The 18,564-nt window shown below is 38.4% G+C and carries 15 protein-coding genes; 1 reads left to right on the plus strand and 14 read right to left on the minus strand.

What is annotated here, in order from left to right; translation table 11 throughout:
* The first annotated feature begins 27 nt into the window (after positions 1 to 27).
* Positions 28 to 1,791, plus strand: a complete 1,764-nt coding sequence (locus ACE01N_RS01125; RefSeq protein WP_380583977.1) for a porin family protein — start codon at positions 28 to 30, stop codon at positions 1,789 to 1,791.
* A gap of 6 nt (positions 1,792 to 1,797) precedes the next feature.
* Here the strand turns inward: ACE01N_RS01125 and ACE01N_RS01130 are convergent, their stop codons facing one another.
* From ACE01N_RS01130 to ACE01N_RS01195, 14 genes are all read right to left on the minus strand, one after another.
* Complete coding sequence (locus ACE01N_RS01130) at positions 1,798 to 2,337, minus strand: CvpA family protein (protein WP_380583979.1); 540 nt, start codon at positions 2,335 to 2,337, stop codon at positions 1,798 to 1,800.
* A 2-nt stretch (positions 2,338 to 2,339) separates the two neighbouring features.
* Positions 2,340 to 4,718: a type IX secretion system anionic LPS delivery protein PorZ gene (porZ, locus tag ACE01N_RS01135; RefSeq protein WP_380583981.1), complete on the minus strand. Its 2,379-nt coding sequence runs from the start codon at positions 4,716 to 4,718 to the stop codon at positions 2,340 to 2,342.
* A 3-nt stretch (positions 4,719 to 4,721) separates the two neighbouring features.
* Complete coding sequence (locus tag ACE01N_RS01140) at positions 4,722 to 5,303, minus strand: non-canonical purine NTP diphosphatase (protein ID WP_380583983.1); 582 nt, start codon at positions 5,301 to 5,303, stop codon at positions 4,722 to 4,724.
* Positions 5,304 to 5,338: 35 nt separating this feature from the next.
* Positions 5,339 to 6,040, minus strand: a complete 702-nt coding sequence (locus tag ACE01N_RS01145) for a nucleotidyltransferase family protein (protein WP_380583985.1) — start codon at positions 6,038 to 6,040, stop codon at positions 5,339 to 5,341.
* Position 6,041: 1 nt separating this feature from the next.
* Positions 6,042 to 7,064, minus strand: coding sequence for a GHMP family kinase ATP-binding protein (locus tag ACE01N_RS01150; protein WP_380583987.1), 1,023 nt, complete (start codon positions 7,062 to 7,064; stop codon positions 6,042 to 6,044).
* Positions 7,061 to 8,212 (minus strand): glycosyltransferase, encoded by a 1,152-nt coding sequence (locus ACE01N_RS01155; protein WP_380583989.1) that lies wholly within the window; start codon positions 8,210 to 8,212, stop codon positions 7,061 to 7,063. Before ACE01N_RS01155 ends, ACE01N_RS01150 begins: the two co-directional genes overlap by 4 nt.
* Positions 8,213 to 8,352: 140 nt before the next feature.
* Entirely contained in the window at positions 8,353 to 10,263 is a 1,911-nt protein-coding gene (locus ACE01N_RS01160; RefSeq protein ID WP_380583991.1) for a T9SS type A sorting domain-containing protein, read from the minus strand.
* Between the two features lie 10 nt (positions 10,264 to 10,273).
* The gene (locus ACE01N_RS01165) at positions 10,274 to 11,299 is read right to left on the minus strand and encodes a hypothetical protein (RefSeq protein ID WP_380583993.1); all 1,026 of its coding nucleotides are present in this window, start codon (positions 11,297 to 11,299) and stop codon (positions 10,274 to 10,276) included.
* A gap of 21 nt (positions 11,300 to 11,320) precedes the next feature.
* Positions 11,321 to 12,370, minus strand: coding sequence for a hypothetical protein (locus ACE01N_RS01170; protein WP_380583995.1), 1,050 nt, complete (start codon positions 12,368 to 12,370; stop codon positions 11,321 to 11,323).
* A 91-nt stretch (positions 12,371 to 12,461) separates the two neighbouring features.
* Positions 12,462 to 13,601, minus strand: a complete 1,140-nt coding sequence (locus tag ACE01N_RS01175) for an AraC family transcriptional regulator (RefSeq protein ID WP_380583996.1) — start codon at positions 13,599 to 13,601, stop codon at positions 12,462 to 12,464.
* A 130-nt stretch (positions 13,602 to 13,731) separates the two neighbouring features.
* Entirely contained in the window at positions 13,732 to 14,544 is an 813-nt protein-coding gene (gene tatC / locus ACE01N_RS01180; RefSeq protein WP_380583997.1) for a twin-arginine translocase subunit TatC, read from the minus strand.
* A 107-nt stretch (positions 14,545 to 14,651) separates the two neighbouring features.
* Complete coding sequence (gene polA, locus ACE01N_RS01185; RefSeq protein ID WP_380583999.1) at positions 14,652 to 17,423, minus strand: DNA polymerase I; 2,772 nt, start codon at positions 17,421 to 17,423, stop codon at positions 14,652 to 14,654.
* A gap of 143 nt (positions 17,424 to 17,566) precedes the next feature.
* Positions 17,567 to 18,013 (minus strand): 6-pyruvoyl trahydropterin synthase family protein, encoded by a 447-nt coding sequence (locus ACE01N_RS01190; RefSeq protein ID WP_380584001.1) that lies wholly within the window; start codon positions 18,011 to 18,013, stop codon positions 17,567 to 17,569.
* 42 nt (positions 18,014 to 18,055) lie between these two features.
* Positions 18,056 to 18,373, minus strand: a complete 318-nt coding sequence (locus tag ACE01N_RS01195; protein WP_375727993.1) for an ArsR/SmtB family transcription factor — start codon at positions 18,371 to 18,373, stop codon at positions 18,056 to 18,058.
* Between the last annotated feature and the right edge of the window lie 191 nt (positions 18,374 to 18,564).

Raw genomic sequence — 18,564 nt, forward strand, 5'->3', positions numbered from 1 at the left:
CTTAAAACTGATTGAAAAGATAACAAAATGAAAAAGAATATAATAATTGCCATAATTATATCAGCAACGGGACTATCGGCCTCGGCTCAAACCGATACAACGATTAATAAAAACGTAGTAGTGGTAAGAGAATATAATCCAACCATTTCGGATGCCAACAAGATTAATCTCATCCCTGAAATTCAGAAACCGGAGATAAAAACACCAACGTTTTCATACAGCTTTTTTACACATCCTCTGGAGACAAGTTTTGAAATTATTCCATTAACGCCAGCTACTCTTTCGTCTGAGCCAAGGCGGGATTACGATCAGAACTACATTAGTCTGGGAGGTGGAAATTACAGCTCTTTATTCGGCGAACTATTTTATAACGCTTTTCATTCAGACAAACACAGTCTGTCGTTTTTTGCCAATAATCGTTCCTCGTTCGGGAAAGTAAAAATGGAAGATGGTAGTAAAAACGATGCTACGTTTGTAAAGAACAATTTATTGTTAGCCTATAAACATCAGTTTTGGGGAACCTATCTGACAGCCAACCTGGGATTCAGTAATCATAATTACCGGTATTTCGGTTATCAGACGATTAAACCGGACTCTGTTTCTTATATGGCATTAAATGACACCAATAACGTCGTGCTAAACCAGGCAGATATTACATATCCCAATCAGAAACCGGGTTATGCTTCTTTTAAAGCGAATTTTGTATTTGCCACCAATCCGTCAATTTATGATGAAACGGCATATAAAGCCGAACTTTATTACGATCACTTCTTCACCCGCATGGATTTTAAGGAAGATCTTATAGGGCTAAAAGGCTTCTTTGAAAAACCTGTTGGAGACAATCTTGCTGGCGGAGCACTGGATGTGCAATATGGCATGTATAATGTCCCCGATACAGCTCTTTACAAAGACTTTAATAATTTTACCTATATTGATTTCAGTCCGTATTTTAAGTTGAACCGGAATACATGGAACCTGAAACTTGGGTTAAATGCATTTTTCAACATTCAGAAAGACAAGACAGACTATCTTGTTACTCCGGACATTGATTTTAATTTTAATCTGATCGAAAAACTATTTACAGCACACTTAATGGCTGGAGGAAATTACAGATTAAACGACTACAGGAACAGCATTCAGATCAACCCTTATATGACCCCTGAGCTGAATGTGATGCCGACACAAATACCTCTTTCCTTAGAAGCAGGATTGACCGGTCAGCTAACACCAAAAATTGTATTTAACGGCAGTGTTAACTTCTCAATTGTAAAAAATAATCCGTTTTATATTAACGAATTCTATATCACAGACACATCACAGGTAAGCTCAGTTGCATATTCCAACCAGTTTACCGCAGTATACGACGACATGAACGTTTTAACCGTGAAAGCAGCCATTGATTATGCAGGAAACGACAGATACAGCTTCGGTGCAAGCGGAGCCTATTACAACTATGCCCTGGATAATCTTGAATATGCGTGGCATTTGCCGGATTATGAAATAAAGGTCTACGGAAGTTTTGTGCCCTACAGAAATGTTACTGTCAATGTTGACTTTACAACCATCTCAAAAAGGGAAGCGCTTACACAAGATGCGATCGGTTCAGGAGTAACAGAAAGAACTCAGTTAAAAGCAGTATATGATTTGTCTTTATCAGGAGAATACCAATATAACAACAGATTATCGGCATCGTTGAACCTGAATAATATCCTGTCGTCCAACTATTATTACTGGAATGGTTATCCATCCTTTGGATTTAATGTACTGGCAGGCGTAAAATACCGGTTTTAGAGATTTTTATGCCACTTTATCCGGCTCTTCCTGTTCTTTTTTGTCATTAATCTTTTCTTCCAGCTTTTTAATGTCAATATAGGGAAGAACCGAAAGCGTCAAGTCATAGGCCCTTTCGTAAAGTAAACTTCCCGTTTTATCCTTTTCCGGGATCATTCCTGTTCTGTCGTCAAGTTTGTGAGCCATAAAAACCAGCAAACAAGTTACAACAGCCAGTTTGGCGAATCCAAATACTGCTCCGGCCAAACGATTAATAAAGCCCAGAGAAACGGCCTTTAACAAGTTATCCAGCATTTTACCCAGCAGATTCACCAGAATAACGATAATAATAAATGTGAGAAAAAAAGACACATACGGCAGGTAATCTCCCGTCATATCGAATTTGTCCCTCAAAAATACGGTTGTAATATATGAGAATTTATAAGCACCCCAAACTCCCAGGATCAAAGCAGCTAATGTGGCCAGTTCAATGGCAAATCCTTTGCGGAACCCCCTAAAAATACCATAAACAAGTGGAAGCAAAATAATAATATCGAGATAATTCATACTTATTGTTTAGCATTGATTACCAAAAGCTTTGTAATTGCAGATTGCGCTCCATCTTTAGTAGCACAAAAAATCATATAAACTCCGGTCCCAACATATTCACCGAACATATTTTTCCTGTCCCATGAAACAGATCCTCCATTTGAAATCGTTTCAAACACTAAATTCCCGGATATATCCGTAATTTTAACAACTGTTTCTTCCACCAAACCGGAAATCGTAACAACACCAGTAAAGTTCTCTCTCACCGGATTCGGGAAAGCTTTAACATTTGAGAAATCACTGTTACCTTCTGTTGCATCTCCACCAAATGATACCAGTCCGGCACCTGTTCCAACATATACTTCACCATTGTCCGGATCAATTATAATTGACCGAATAGAGTTTGACGGGAGAGGGCTATTTGCTGTTGTAAAGTGATGAATCGTCGTTAAACCATCAGGAGAAACCAAAAGAAGTCCGGATGATGCTGTCCCTAACCACTTCCTGTTTCCTCCATCTACAGCTATTGCCCTTACAATTTCACTGTCCAAAAGATAATCTGCAGCGTTATCCTCATCATTTGCTCTTGGTAATTTTATACGGGATGGCAGAAAAGTTTCCCCCTTAAAGACATCCTCAGGAGAAGAATAGACACCTAATCCATTATTGGTTCCAACCCAAATTGAACCATCTTTATCTTCTGCAATACAAGCGACTGCAATAGCAAATTCCTTTCCTTCAATGTCGTTATTTACGCTAAGCATACGATATTCATCATCAGCACTATCATCCAAAGTTCCATTTTCATTAAATACAAAAATACCTCCATCCGCACGTGGAACTACCATCCATTTATATCCATTATCAGCAATAATCATATTTCCTAAAGCAACTTTTCTATCTGATCCGGCATCGTCAATAGGCGGAAAATTGAACTCATACCACTCTCCTTCCTGTGTCAAAGACAAAACAGAATTATGTACTTCTGAGTTACTCATCCAAAGGGTTCCTTTATCATCAAAAACCAGACTGTGAATGCGATAGTATATTTTACCAGGAATTATATTTGTAATTGGGCTGTTTTGGTCATAATATCGCTCTAAAAATCCATTTCCCCTAAATTCGAATAATCCAAACCGAAAAGATCCTGTATAAAAGTGTTCAGAGTCAAAAGGATCAGAAGCAATACTCACAAAGTCAACCGCATTATCAATTTCAGGTATTGTATATTTATTAAAAATAATCCAATTACCCTCCCTGTTAATTTCTGAAGCTTCTGCCGCTATGTTATAATCATTTGAAGATCCATCCAACGCACCATGTACCATCCTTAATATCCCGTCTCTTATATCCATATTCCAGATGGTATTTGAGGCTGGACCGTCTGGTTTAAGGACTTCACTAAACCCTTCTTTCCTGTATTTTACAAGACTCAATTTTCCATCAGACACAAAATAAGTATTTTCATCGAATTTTAGAGCATCTGCTGATGACAAAGCGTTCTGTCCATTATATGCCACTTCTTCAAGATTATACGATGTGATAAAATCAGTTAGTGTTAGTTCCTGATCAAAAATATAAATACGGTACGATGCAGTAATCAAAAGCGTGCCATCAGAAATACTTAAATTTCTAAAATTTGTCCCTCCATTTAAAATTGTCTTTAATGATCCATTTTCAATTGCATATCCTGTATATCCCGAAGTCTTACTATCTGCCCTGATAGCAACGAGTTTATTTAAGTAATTTTCAATCGCAGCATATCGTTTGTTGTATTCCGGAAACTGCGTCTCCATCTCCCATTTTCCAAAGTCAAGTATATTTGGATTGTCCAGGTTACATTTATAAACTCCGTTATCTGTCGCCGCAAAAATATTTCCATCTTTAATCGCCACACCATTTACAGGGTTTTGAGATGAACCATCACTTAAAATATATGTCTCCAAAACTTCTCTGTTCTCAAGATCGAGAACAACAACACCAACATCTGAAGAAATATAGGCTATATCATCTTTAAATGTTACATTATTTATATTCTTACTTCCGTTTATGCTGGCCAGTTTAATGTCCTGAACATTAATGATTTTATTACCCTTCAACAAATCAATATTTCCATTTTCATATCCAATGAACAGTAAATCTAAGGCATCATAATATTTTATTTTTGCAATGGTCACATCATTCAGACCGTTTATTTTAGAGTACGTAGTTACAGCATTGTCATTCAATCCATAGGAAAATAAAAAGCCAGAACCTACAGCGTATATTTTATCCTTTGCCCTTGTTACAGAGGTACCTTCATCATACGAAAAATGTGTGGTCCATGTTCCTGTTGGAATCTGCGCCCAACTAATAGCGCTGAACACAATAAGGATAACAAATATTCTAATACGGTTCATGAATTATTTCGATTTATTTAAATAACTAACCAGTTTATTTACAGCCTTCGCCCTATGGCTAATAGTATTCTTTTCAGATAGACCCATTTCTGCAAACGTTTTGTTCTTTCCTTCAGGTAGAAATACAGGATCATACCCAAAACCTTCAACGCCATGCCTCTCGCTGGTAATATACCCTTTGACAACACCTTCAAAAAGCTGCTCCCCATCATGCATAATCAAGGCAACAACAGTTCTGAACTGAGCGTGTCGGTTTTCTTTCCCACCTAACTCTTTCAGAAGTCTCTCAATGTTATCGTCGGCACTTTTTTGCGGACCGGCATACCTGGCAGAATAAACCCCGGGAGCATTGTCCAAGGCTTCAACTTCCAAACCCGTGTCATCTGCAAAACAATCCATCTTGTACCTCTCTGCAACATAACGGGCTTTTATCAAGGCATTCCCTTCTAAAGTATCTGCGGTTTCCGGAATATCTTCAAAACAACCTATTTCGTTTAATCCAACCACGTCGAAGTTATCGCTTAAAAGCGCCCGTACCTCTGTTAGTTTATGTTGATTGTTAGTTGCAAAAACAATTTTGTGCATAATAAAATTAAAACGTTATTTAACTGTGTTTTATTTTAGAACAGCAGGGGTATCTGTTTGTGCGCTCTGTTATAATCTTCCGGAATACCTATATCGATAAAATAAGTATCACTAATAATGTAGCCAAACGTATGAATATCTTTATATTCAGCCAGATAATCTGTTTCAAAAGAAAACTTTCCCGTCAATCCACAACCATCGAAAATATCGCTTCTTAAAATATAAATGCCACCATTGATCAGGCCTTCCTTCACCATTTTCTTTTCATTAAAGGCTACAACTTTATCGCCATCCACAATTACCTCTCCATACCGGTCGAAATTATTCATTGGTTTCAAGGCAAAACAAAGATCATATTTTTGGCTTAAAAAATGAGATTCGAGCGTGCCTAGATCCACATCAAAAAAAGTATCTCCATTTATTAAAAAAACCTCTTTGGATATAACATGATTCAATGCATTTAAAATGCCTCCTCCGGTACCAAGAGGTTCCTCTTCCACAGCATAAACCAGTTTCATTCCTAAAAATGAATCTCCGAATTGTTCCTTAATAACTTCATATTTATACCCTACAGAAAGAATTATTCTTTGAATATCAAATCGGTTCAAATACCGGAAAATATACTCCAGAAAAGGTTTTCCAGCCACTTCCGCCATCGGCTTGGGAATATCCGAGATCACGTCCTTTAGTCGGGTTCCCAAACCACCTGCCAGTATTATAGCTTCCTTTGTCACCATATCAAATCGTCCAGGACACCATTCCGTTTTTAGTAAACTGATACCTTTTTGCCTGTCCGCCAAACTTGCCCAATGCTTCAATTACAGCATGCCGGGTATTACCGGGACAGTAAAAAAACATAAAACCACCACCACCTGCTCCGGAAATTTTACCTCCCGTTGCACCTGCCTTCATTGCTGTTGCATAAATATCATCTATGAGTGGATTTGAAATACCCAATGCCATTTGCTTTTTAAACTGCCAGCTTTTGTCTAATAGCATCCCTATCTTGTCAAGGTTTCCCTTCAATAAGGTTTCTTTCATTTCAATAGCAACGTGCTTTAGTGCATGCATCGCTTCGATGGAACGCACATTATTGCTGTTTACGTTTTGTTGCTGTGCTTCAATTATTTTAGACGACAAACGGCTGGTTTCGGTATAATATAACACAATGTTATACGCCAGTTCATTCAAGATTTTTGTTTTGATTCTTAATGGGTTCACTATCACTTTTCCGTCAAAACCGAATTCCATAAAGTTTATGCCGCCAAATGTGGCTGCATACTGATCCTGTTTGCCTCCCGCCATCAACAGGTCCACACGTTCAATATCATATGCTAACTTTGCCACATCATATTCTCCAAGAGGTAACGCGAGCCATTCAGAAAATGCGCCCACTATTGCAGTAACTAATGTAGAAGAAGTTCCCAAACCCGATCCCGGAGGAGCATCCACAAATGTTGACAAAGTGAATGAAAGTGATTCGTTTGTAAAATCTTTTACAATCCGGTTGTAGATTCCTTTTAAAAGATCCAGTTCCCCGTTTAGTTTTAATGCCTTTTCTGCATTAAACTCGAGCCTTACACCTCTGTCAATGGCATCAAATACGATCTTGCCATCGCTTCTCGGTTCAATCGTGGCATAGGCGTACATCGAAATGGTTCCATTCAGAATAGCACCGCCGTACAACTCGGAATAAGGTGATACATCGGTTCCTCCTCCTGCAAGACCAATTCTTAAAGGGGCTTTGCTTCGTATAATCATAGTTCTACTTTTTCACAAAGTTCATATATCGTTCCCGTCATTCGGCTCCACAAATATTTTTGCTTTTCCTTTTTCGCGTTGATCACAAACATTTCTTCCCGTTTGTTTTCATAGAAATCCACAAGTGCTTCCGCAATAGCTTTGCCATCGGGTTGTGTAACGTAACCTACCTTTTTATCCGGGATAATTTCCTTTAATCCTCCAACATCTGTCACCAGCATCGGTTTTTCAAAGTGATATCCAATTTGCGTCACACCACTTTGCGTGGCACTCTTATACGGCTGAACCACCATATCTGCAGAACAGAAATATTGTCCAACTTCAGAATCGGGAATAAAATCCGTTTTCAACACAATTTGGTCAGACAGCTTCAGATCAGCAATCTGTTGTTTGTATTTATCACCGTCTTCGTAAAATTCTCCGGCTACAATAAGCTTAACCGGCATTTTCCTGACCCGTTCATCTGACATGGCTTCAATTATCAGATCCAGACCTTTATACGCCCGGATAAACCCAAAAAAGAGAAGGTAGTTATACGTCGGATCAAGACCTATTTGCCTGATGGCTTCCTTTTTTTCAATCAGATTCCCGAAATTATCAAATAGTGGATGAGGACAGAATGCGCGTGGTTTAACTGTATCAAATTGCCCCAGATCATTCATTACCGAATCGGACATGGCCACAAAACCATCAACAGGCTTTACAATGTATTTGCTGAACAGCGTATCTCCCGGCCTCTTTTCATGTGGAATAATATTATCGAGAATGGAAATAACTTTTGTTGTCCTATTTTTCTTTACGATTCTGGCTATGGTGCCAAAACAGGGAGCCATAAAAGGCAACCAGTATTTAACCAAAAATATATCCGGTTTCTGCCGTTTGATTTCCCTTCCGATTTTAAGCCAGTTAAACGGATTTACAGAATTAACCTTAATCCGAATATCAAGATCTTTGGGAGCTTCCCAGTCAGCATATTGCGTTTTTCCGGGAAACAAAAAACCGGGATACTGAAGTTTAAAAGTGTATACAATAACCTCATTCCCTTCTCTGATAAACTCTTTGGCTAATCTTTCGTTATAGGCGGCAAGTCCTCCCCTGAAAGGATGAGCAGTACCCAGAATAATTATTTTCTTCCCTTTTTTCTCCAATTTGAAATTGATTTTTACAAATGTAGAAAAAGATGGGAACAATCCATTACAGAGAGAACACGACTTACAGCGTAGCGATCATGAAAAAGGCATCCCTCGCTCGGGATGCCTTTACTGTCATGAATAAACCCGGGTTTGCCTCAGTCCCGGATTACTATTGGCACTGAAATGATGCGTTGATTAATGTAAAGAACCATCAGGTAATGACCTGAGGATAGGTGGTCAACAGCAATCCGTTCACCCGGAGTTATTTCTTTTGAACCGGAAACAACTTTCCCGGTCATATCAACAATATAAATAATTGCATTTTTAAGGTTTGAATTATCCCAGTTAACCGTAATAAAATTCACCGCAGGATTTGGATAAACCCTCAATTTCACAGACGATAAATCATCTGTACCTACTGTAGAGGAAACTGAAATAAAAATCGTATCGGAATTCACACATCCATTCAAATCTTCAACCTTTAGCACTAAGGAATGATCGCCAACTCCGTATGTTTCACCCGAAACAAGGTAGCTCTGATCGCCGGAAACATTGTTCCAGAGATAGCTTATAAATCCCGCTCCTGCATCGAGAACCTCTGTTTCGTCATCCACCAGCTTCAATGAATCCGCCAAATTGATCACCGGCAAAGAATGCACCGTAACAGTCTGATCAGCGTGATAATTCATAGTAATTTTTTCTGTTGTATCTTTCACCTGAACAGAAACAGTATAACCTCCGTCATTCAGGTAAAGATGCTTAACCACTTTTCCTGTATCAGTTTCTCCGTCACCAAAATTGAGAAGCACAGAATCAGCATCTACAGCCAAAACACGAACAGTAAGTGAATCTCCCTTGCACATATCCGTATTTTCAAACTGAAGTTCAGCAAACGGATAACTGAGTTTTGTAACCGTATCAGAAACCGTGGTGCTCCAATAACCCCGTGAATCCCTGAACTGCATATGCACTATATATTCTCCTTTGGCATAATACCGCAGGTCAAGAGAGTCTATGAACATCAAATCAGCTTCCACATTTTCAATTTCGCCGGTATGAACAGCCTTATCGGTAAGCCAGTATCGGTAAGCCACAATATCATTTTCGGTAACTGAACTGACGGATTGCGTAACGAAAAACCTGCTTACAACGGAACTGTAAACTCCGCCTGTATCTTTAAACCTGAAGTGAACAGTATGCAATCCCATGAACAAGTCTGATATATCAATCTGATCCATAAACTTAAGATTGCTTTGACCCAAAGGAACAACATACTTCGCGTCTACCTGATTATCAAACCAGTATTCCAGTTCGCTTATCTTATTATCCGCAGTATTCAACAAACTGTCCCGTTTTATAAAGAAGCGGCTTACCGCAGAACTCCACATTCCCCGGGTATCTTTTGCCCTGATGTGTATGATATGCAGTCCGTTATACAAATCCTTCACGTCAATATTTTCTTCAAACTGAAAAGATGCTTTATTTTCAATATCCACATATGTTTGTTGATCCTTAGAACTGTCGAACCAATATTCAAAAGCATCAATCTTAACCGGGGTTAATCCCGAAGAGCTTTTTTGCTTTATAAAAAACCGGCTGGCAACCGAACTCCAGCTATGTTTTCTGTCCAAAAACCTAAAATGAATTGTATGTAGACCGTCGTATAAAGCAGAAACATCAATATTTTTATCCAACGAAAATTTTATTGTCCCTGTAATGTCTTCATTTTTTCGGTTTGCATAATCCCCATCGAACCAATACTCATACCCGCTTATTTCACTGGCTTCAACACTATTATTTGAACTGTGTTTGATAAAGAACCTTGATGTCGGACTGCTCCAGATTCCTTTTTCATCCACAATGCGTATAGAAATAGTATGCAATCCATCGTAAAGGCTGCTTACATCAATATCAGCATTAATGCTAATATCTGCTGCGGAAGAAAATGTTACCGGATATACATTGTTCCTGTTACTGTCGAACCAGTATTCTCCATTCACTACTTTATTTTGAGCGAAAAGAAAACCTGTAAAACACAATAGTATCGTTATCAGAATATTTTTCATAATTACGTTATTAATGTGTTTGTGCACTTACGTCAACTTCGACAGGAAGTAATCCGTTAACCGATTCCCTGGCAACTTTTACAAAGCGAATATGAGGGTTCACCGGAACAGCAGAAGGTTTATATGGATTTTCTGTCCCGTAAATCCCAATATCGTATCCATCGGTAGCGGCACCAATTCCGGCACAACCTTCCTTAAGATGATAATCGTAAGTATAACCAAAGCCACCGCCATCGAAATTTAAAAAAATAGATTCCAACGACTGACTGCCGATATTTCCACTACCTATATTGGTTCCTCCGGGAGAATCAGTCTGACTGACCACAAACAGGTTATTATCAATCTGCGACGATGCAAGTCCGTGACTATCTCGCGTAAAAATATTATCTTTTACAATAACTCCGGTACAACTGTTAAAAACGGAATAACTGTAACTATAATAGTTAAATATATTATTGGAAAATGTAACATTTCCCGTGATATACGAAATTGATCCGTCAATGATATTTTTTTCGAATAAACAATTTTGTGCATCAGCCTCCAAAATTCCGCCCCTGATTACATTTTCAGAAAACCTCAGATAAGAATTACCTGAATTCCGTTGTCCTGTGGTATAACCAAGGCAAACAGATGCTAGATTACAACGCGAAACGTCAACATACTGAATTACATCGGTTTGGTTCAAACCAAAATAAATGTCGTTGTACATATAAATACCTGTTAAAGTTGACTTTGACGATCCCGGAATGAACCGTATGCTGCCACCTGTTACAAACGTTACTGAAGTAGCCTTGGACGAATCGGGATAATGACCAGCTCCATAAATATGCACTTCCCTGTCAATCCTTAATTCCGAAGATAACACTACATTTCCTCCGGGAAGATAAATGTCATCTCCTGATTGAGCATGCTTTACAATAGTATCGAGCCTGGTATGCAAAAACACCTGATCGCCACTTTGCAAAACGATGGGAGCCTGCGCATTCAGCATAACGGATGCCAAACCCAGCAAACTGAATATAAAAAGCTTTTTCATGATTATAAGATTTATGTCAGATTAATTTTCCTGGGCGCCAACAGTTACGCTAACCGGTAATAAACCATTAGTGGTTTCATCGTTAACTTCAACACTGCGGATATGAGGTGTAACAGGAAGACCTCCATCTTTAAAAGGAACAGTATGGCCATAAATCCCAATATCTGCACCATTCATTCCGGCTGCTGCTGCAGGACTTCCCACCTTTAAATGAAAATTGTGCAGGTACGAAAAATCCTGAAAGTTTCCATCTATATTTTCAAATACAGTAGAAAGATCAACCCCGGTTATATTGTATGAACCGGTATTGGTTCCATCCGGGAAAGTAATGTTTCCAGCAAAAATATTGTTAAGAAAATTGTTATTGATACTTCCATATACATCTGCCCGCCAGTTAACGTAGGAATAGTAATTTATCACAGAGTTTTTGACCTGACAATTTTCACAATAACTTAGCAAAAATGAATATCCACTTCCTGAATTTCTGGCTCCGTATGTGAAAATATTGTGATTCATGTAACTGTTTCGGAAATGACCAAGAGTTCCCTTCAGAATTGTCTTTTCTATAATTACATTACTTCCCATTCCGGCGTCAATGCTGCCATCGATGATACACTCACTCACTTTGTCGTTTAACAATACTTCAACAGTGTTATTGTATTTCAATGTAAGTGATCCGGATATTCTGCATCGGAATATGGTAACATCAGTTACATCCTGACCACTGGTACCAAATGTAACATTACTCATAAAATGCATTCCGGTTAAGTAAGTATTATCACAATTACCGGAAAAATTTACCGGATTATTAATTCTTGTAAAATAGGTAGCAGCCGTAGAATCCGGGTGGTAACCTACACCAATCCATACCAGTGGCTTATCTACAGAAGGAAAATTAAAAGAACCACCGGGCAGATAAATGGTATCGCCGGCACTGGCATTATCGTAAGCTTCCTGAAGCGTGTTATAGACTGATGCGGATCCGTTCTGCACAACAAAATTATATTGTGCCTGTAATGCGAAAAAACTTACTGAACACAGTAAGACTAATAATAACATTTTTTTATTCATGACAGTGGGATTAAACTTTGCAATCAAAGTTACCGGACCGCCATTTTATTGGTGTTTCAAAAGATAAAAAGATGGCTTCAAAACGTAAAAATTATACGTTTGCCAATTCTTTTTTGTAGTCCGAAAGTTTTACCTGATAAATTTCAGCAAATGTTCTCGACAAGGTCAGCACTGAGCCAAAACCTGTTTGAAATGCCACATCAGAGAGTGAAAGCTCCGGATTGCTGTCAATTAGGTTTCGGGCTTGTTTTATTCTGTATGTATTAACGAATGAAGAAAAATTCTGATCAAACTCCTGGTTGATGGTTTGAGAAATATAAGTTCGGTTGGTGCCAAGTTCCCGGGCTACATCCCATATTTTCAGTTCCGGATTCAGATATGGATCCTGCTCTTCAAAATATGTTATGAGCCTTGATTTTAAGGAATTGCCATCCTGCTGCAGACCTAAAGAATTCGGATTGATCAATGAATCATCATCAACAGGAACAGGTATCTGTGCCTGATTATTACCCATAATACCAAGATACCACAGCATTATGGCAACGGTTAGTAAAGGGTAGGCCAGATAGCGGTCATCACCAAATAATTTTACAGGATTAACGGTATAGATAAATACGCTTATCAATGCCGAAAGCGCAAGCAAGCCATTGAAAATCCCCAACCAGTTCAACTGAAATTTTTCAGGATTGGAAAAAAGGTTATTTAATCTCTTTCTGTGGTTTTTAAGTGTAACAAAAGTGATGACAGGATAATACAAAACCTGTATAAAAAGGAACAAGATATTGGATATTCTAACATAATACAAAATGCGCAATGCCTGATTTTCAAAATCGGGATGGAACCTGTACTGCGTTAAAAACAGTTCTCTTTCCTGCATATTTAATACAGGATAAAATATCAATCCTGAAGCCAAAAGAAAAAAGAGGGATGGTAAAAAATGTCTGATCAATTTTCGAAGGGGATAGTTGGGATCAACCAGCAATTTTATGTAACTATATGCACCTGGATAGATGGCCAGAACGGTTGCTATATGAAGGCTGTGAAACCAACTGTAAACCTTATAGTTGTGCTCAAAATAAAACAGGTTGGCCAGAAAAATAAATGTTATCAACCACATGTAAGCTACCAGATAGAGCTTTGGTTTATTGTGCCTTTCAGAACTGAAAAGCAAAATTCCGGAAATGATTAGGGGAACAATGGCCGGACTCCATAAACCGAGCGCTTTAATCATAGTGCGTAAATTGGTATTTAAAAGTAACAATATTTTCTGAATCGGCTTTACATTTCAACCCATGATCACCATTAAAACCGGAAGCTTTTTAGTACCTTTTTACGAAACTATTCGGATCAAAAAGCAAACATCAAATCGCTTCCCGCTTTTTATTTACTCTTCTGGAAATAACTATTCCTGCTTCATACAATACAATAAGTGGTAAGCAAACGAGGACCTGGCTGAATATATCCGGTGGTGTAATGATAGCCGCAACAAGTAATGTGACAACAATGGCATGACGACGGTATTTTTTTAACCACTGAGGTGTGACAATTCCTATTTTGCTCAGAAAATAGATTAACACAGGAAGTTCAAAAATTAATCCAGCCGCCAAAACCACAGATGTAACGGTACCTATATACGACTGCAGATTTATCTGATTCTGCACCTGGTCACTGACATGATATCCTCCTAAAAAATGTACTGAAAGTGGCACAATAAGAAAATAGCCAAACAACACTCCCATGAAAAACAACAATGAGGTGTAAAACAATCCTCCGCGTGAGTTTTTCCGCTCATTTTCATATAAAGCAGGACTGATAAACTTCCACAATTCGTAAATCAGGTAAGGAAAACCCAGAATGAGACCAACCGAAAGTGAAACCTTAATGTGTGTGGTAAACTGACCGGCCATGCTGATATTAATGATCTGAAACGGATCCTGGTTTATTTTCAGTGCCGGCATATGCAAAAAATCTGCTGCCCTGGCCATCATCCTGTTGGTCCAGAACTCAGGCATTTTGGGAGCCAGAATGATTTTATCAAAAATGATATTTTTAAATAAAAAAGCAAGGATAGCAAAAACCACCAGAGCCCCAAGACTTCGGATGATATGCCAGCGTAATTCCTCCAAATGATCGAGGAATGACATCTCCTTTCCTTCAGTAGTTTTTTCTGCCATTCAGAACATTAATTAATCGTGTTACCCCTTTTAAGCATTTTACAAATATATAAGACGTAACATCAAAACTTACAAACAATTATTCATTTTTCATTTGAAATCGTTATTTAATGCGCCTCCAACCAGTTTGCACCACTACCACAGTCCACAGTTAACGGCACATTCAGCGTATATGCATTTTCCATTTCCTGTACTACAATGTTTTTTACGGTATCCAGTTCAGATTTCAGCACATCGAAATTCAGTTCATCATGTACCTGCAGTACCATCTTTGACTGTAGATTTTCTTCATCGAACCGTTCCTGAATTTTAACCATAGCCAGCTTAATGATATCTGCCGCCGAACCCTGGATAGGTGCATTAATGGCATTGCGTTCAGCCATACCTCGGATCATTCCGTTCCTGGAGTTGATATCCGGTAAATATCTCCTTCGCCCCAAAATGGTTGTTACAAAACCTTTATCACGAGCATCCTTAATGCTGCTGTCCATGAAAGCTTTAATCTGCGGATAGGTTTCAAAATAGCCGTCAATCAGTTGTTTAGCTTCGCTGCGAGGGATGTTTAAGCGTTCAGACAGGCCGAAAGCCGAGATGCCGTAAATAATTCCAAAGTTTGCCGTTTTTGCTTTTCTACGCATATCCGAATCCACATCAGACAGCGGAATACCATAAATTTTTGCTGCTGTAGCAGCATGAATATCTTCACCCTGATTAAATGCATCCAACATGTTTTTATCTTCACTCATATGCGCCATGAGCCGTAATTCCACCTGGGAATAGTCCGCTGAGAAGAAAAGATGATCTGCATCGGATGCCACGAAAGCCTTCCGCAGTTCTCTTCCGGCCTCATCCCGTATTGGAATATTCTGCAGGTTTGGATTTGTGGAACTTAATCTTCCAGTTGCAGCAATGGCCTGGTTAAAAGAGGTGTGGATTTTACCCGTGCGTGAATTGATCAGCTCTGGAAGCGCATCTACATAGGTATTCAAAAGTTTTTTTAGTCCTCTGTAATCCAGTATCTTATCAACAATTTCATGCCTGTTACGTAATTTTACCAGTACATCTTCCGAAGTGGAGTATTGCCCTGACTTTGTCTTCTTCGCTTTATCATCAATTTTCAAGTGTTCAAACAGTACCTCACCAACCTGCTTAGGCGATGAAACATTGAACTCCATACCGGCCATTTCAATGATCTCTTTCTCCAGTTTCTCAATCATTTCATTCAGTTGCAGGGAATAGGATTTAAGTGCATCCACATCAAGTTTTACTCCGGCAACCTCCATTTTAACCAATACCTTTAACAAAGGCATTTCAAGTTCATAAAATAAAGAGGTAATCTTTTCATCTTTAAGCCCTTTTTCAAGGAACGGTTTCAAACGATATGTTACTTCAGCATCCTCTCCTGCATAATCCTTAACCTCTTCCATCTTCACATCACGCATGGATAGTTGGTTCTTACCTTTTTTTCCAATCAGTTCTTCGGTTTTTACGGTATCGTAATTCAGGTATTGAATTGCCAGTTCATCCAGATTATGTTTCAATTCAGGCTGAATCAGGTAGTGCGCAATCATGGTATCAAATACAGGTCCCTTTATTTCAATTCCGTATTTGTGCATGACAAGAATATCATATTTGATATTCTGTCCAATTTTCAAAATTTTTGAGTCCGTAAAAACGGCTTTAAATTCCTGTACCAGCTCTGTTGCATCACTTTGATCTGCGGGAACCGGAACATAAAACGCCTGTCGGTCGGCATAAGAAAATGCCATTCCAACCAATTCTGCTTCGAGTGGATCCAAACCTGTTGTTTCGGTGTCAAAACAAAACTCCTTCTTTGTTGCCAGTTCAGCCCTTAAGGAAGCACGTTTCATGGCATCATCCACAAGGATATATTCATGCTTACGTGTGAGAATATTTTCACGTCCTGTCTCAGGCATATCCACGGAAACGCTTACTTCGGTATCGTCTGATCCAAACAATGTTCCCTGAACCGGATCCTTCTGTACATCGCCAATGATACGGTTTTTCATTGTCCGAAACTCCAGTTCTTCAAACAATTCTGCCAACTTCTGCCGATCAAAATCTTCTTTTTTCAATCCATCAGGATCAAAATTAACGGGCACATCTGTTTTAATTATGGCTAGTTCACGTGACAGGTACACCTGTTCTTTAAAGTTTTCCAGGTTTTCCTTTTGCTTTCCTTTCAGTTGTTCAATATTCTCATAAATGCCATCAACAGAACCAAACTGACTGATAAGTTTCATGGCTGTTTTTTCTCCAATACCGGGACAACCAGGAATATTATCCGCAGCATCTCCCATTAATGCCAGGATATCAATTACCTGCTTAGGATCACTTAAATCAAACCTTTCTTTCACCTCATTCACACCCCAAACTTCAGCATCATTTCCTGATTTTGCAGGTTTATACATTTTAATATTGTCGTGAACCAATTGGCCAAAATCCTTATCCGGTGTCATCATAAATACATCGAATCCATCTTGAGCAGCTTTATTCGCAAGCGTTCCAATCACATCATCCGCCTCAAAACCGGAAACTTCAATCACGGGAATTCTATAAGCGTCAAGAATCTGTTTGATATATGGAACAGCCAGCTTAATGTCTTCGGGTGTTGCATCACGGTTAGCTTTATACTCCTCATACATTTCATGCCTGAAATTGGGTCCGGGAGGATCGAAAACAACGCCGATATAAGCCGGGTCTTCTTTTCGGAGTAGTTCATCCAATGTATTGGTGAAACCAAATATTGCGGATGTATTAAGACCTTTGGTTGTTACTCTCGGATTCCTGATAAATGCATAGTATGCCCTGAATATTAAGGCATAAGCATCAAGAAGGAATAATTTTTTTTCTGACATAATCAATCAATTTTGGAATGCTGACTAAGGTAAGGAAATAATTTCATTTCCTCTTATTCAGGGCTTCACTTAAAGTGAAACACTGACTAACAAAAAAAGCGCTGAAACAGCGCTTTTTGAATATATATTGAGTTTAATTAGAGCTAATTGTCGTTCATATTCCATTCGGCGAACGACTTAGCTGTTTCGTATAATTTCACTGAAAATAACTCAACCCCGGAAGGTAAATGCGGTTTTATCCGTTCCGCAAAATCAATCACCATATTTTCACATGTTGGCTGATAATCTGTTAAAAATAACCTGTCATACATCTGTTCAACATCCAAAAAACTTTTATCCGGAATATCTTTATTCAACACAACGGAGTGATCCATTTTATTGACGATTTCTTTTTTTACAATACGGCTCAAATCCCCAAAGTCAATTACCATACCGTCTTTAACATCTGATTTATCCATCATCGGCTCACCAATAACGGTTACATAAAGAATATAAGAATGTCCGTGAATATTTTTACACAGGCCATCATAGTTCCACAGGGCATGCGCCATCTCCCACCGAAACTCTTTTGTTACTCTTATTTTTGACATATTAGTTTTTTCTGATAAACAGAACAGGTTTAAAAAAGTTTATCAGAGTGTACTTGTACAACGTTTAAAGCAACACATTACTTCGCTAATAGCATCACTATCAATATAATAGAAGTTACTTTTACCTTCACGCTGACTCCTAAGCAATCCGCGGGATTTCAGTAAACCTAAATGGTGTGAGGCCGGTGCCTGTTCAATATCCAGCTTTTGGTATATTTCTGTAACGGTAAGTCTTGAACCATCTTCTAACAGACCCAAAATTGAAATTCTGACCGGATGAGCAATTACCTTCAGTGTATCAGCCATCCGTTCCAGCTCCACATGGTCCAATCCCTTGATACTATCTTTTTCTTCTATCATATTTACGGGGTATTTACTATTATGCAAATATATTAATAATTGCCAAAACGCAAATAAATATTTTCATATCAATATCTTACTATATGTTGTGACTTTAAAAAAACTTAAATGTATAAGACTCAGTAGGCAACAATAGTATTTAACTGTTTATGTATAATGTATATTTTATACCTTTGGGCTTTATTTTGAAC

This window comes from Quyinboa ferrireducens (assembly GCF_042436675.1).
In the GTDB taxonomy this organism is placed as follows: domain Bacteria; phylum Bacteroidota; class Bacteroidia; order Bacteroidales; family UBA5342; genus JBHJHP01.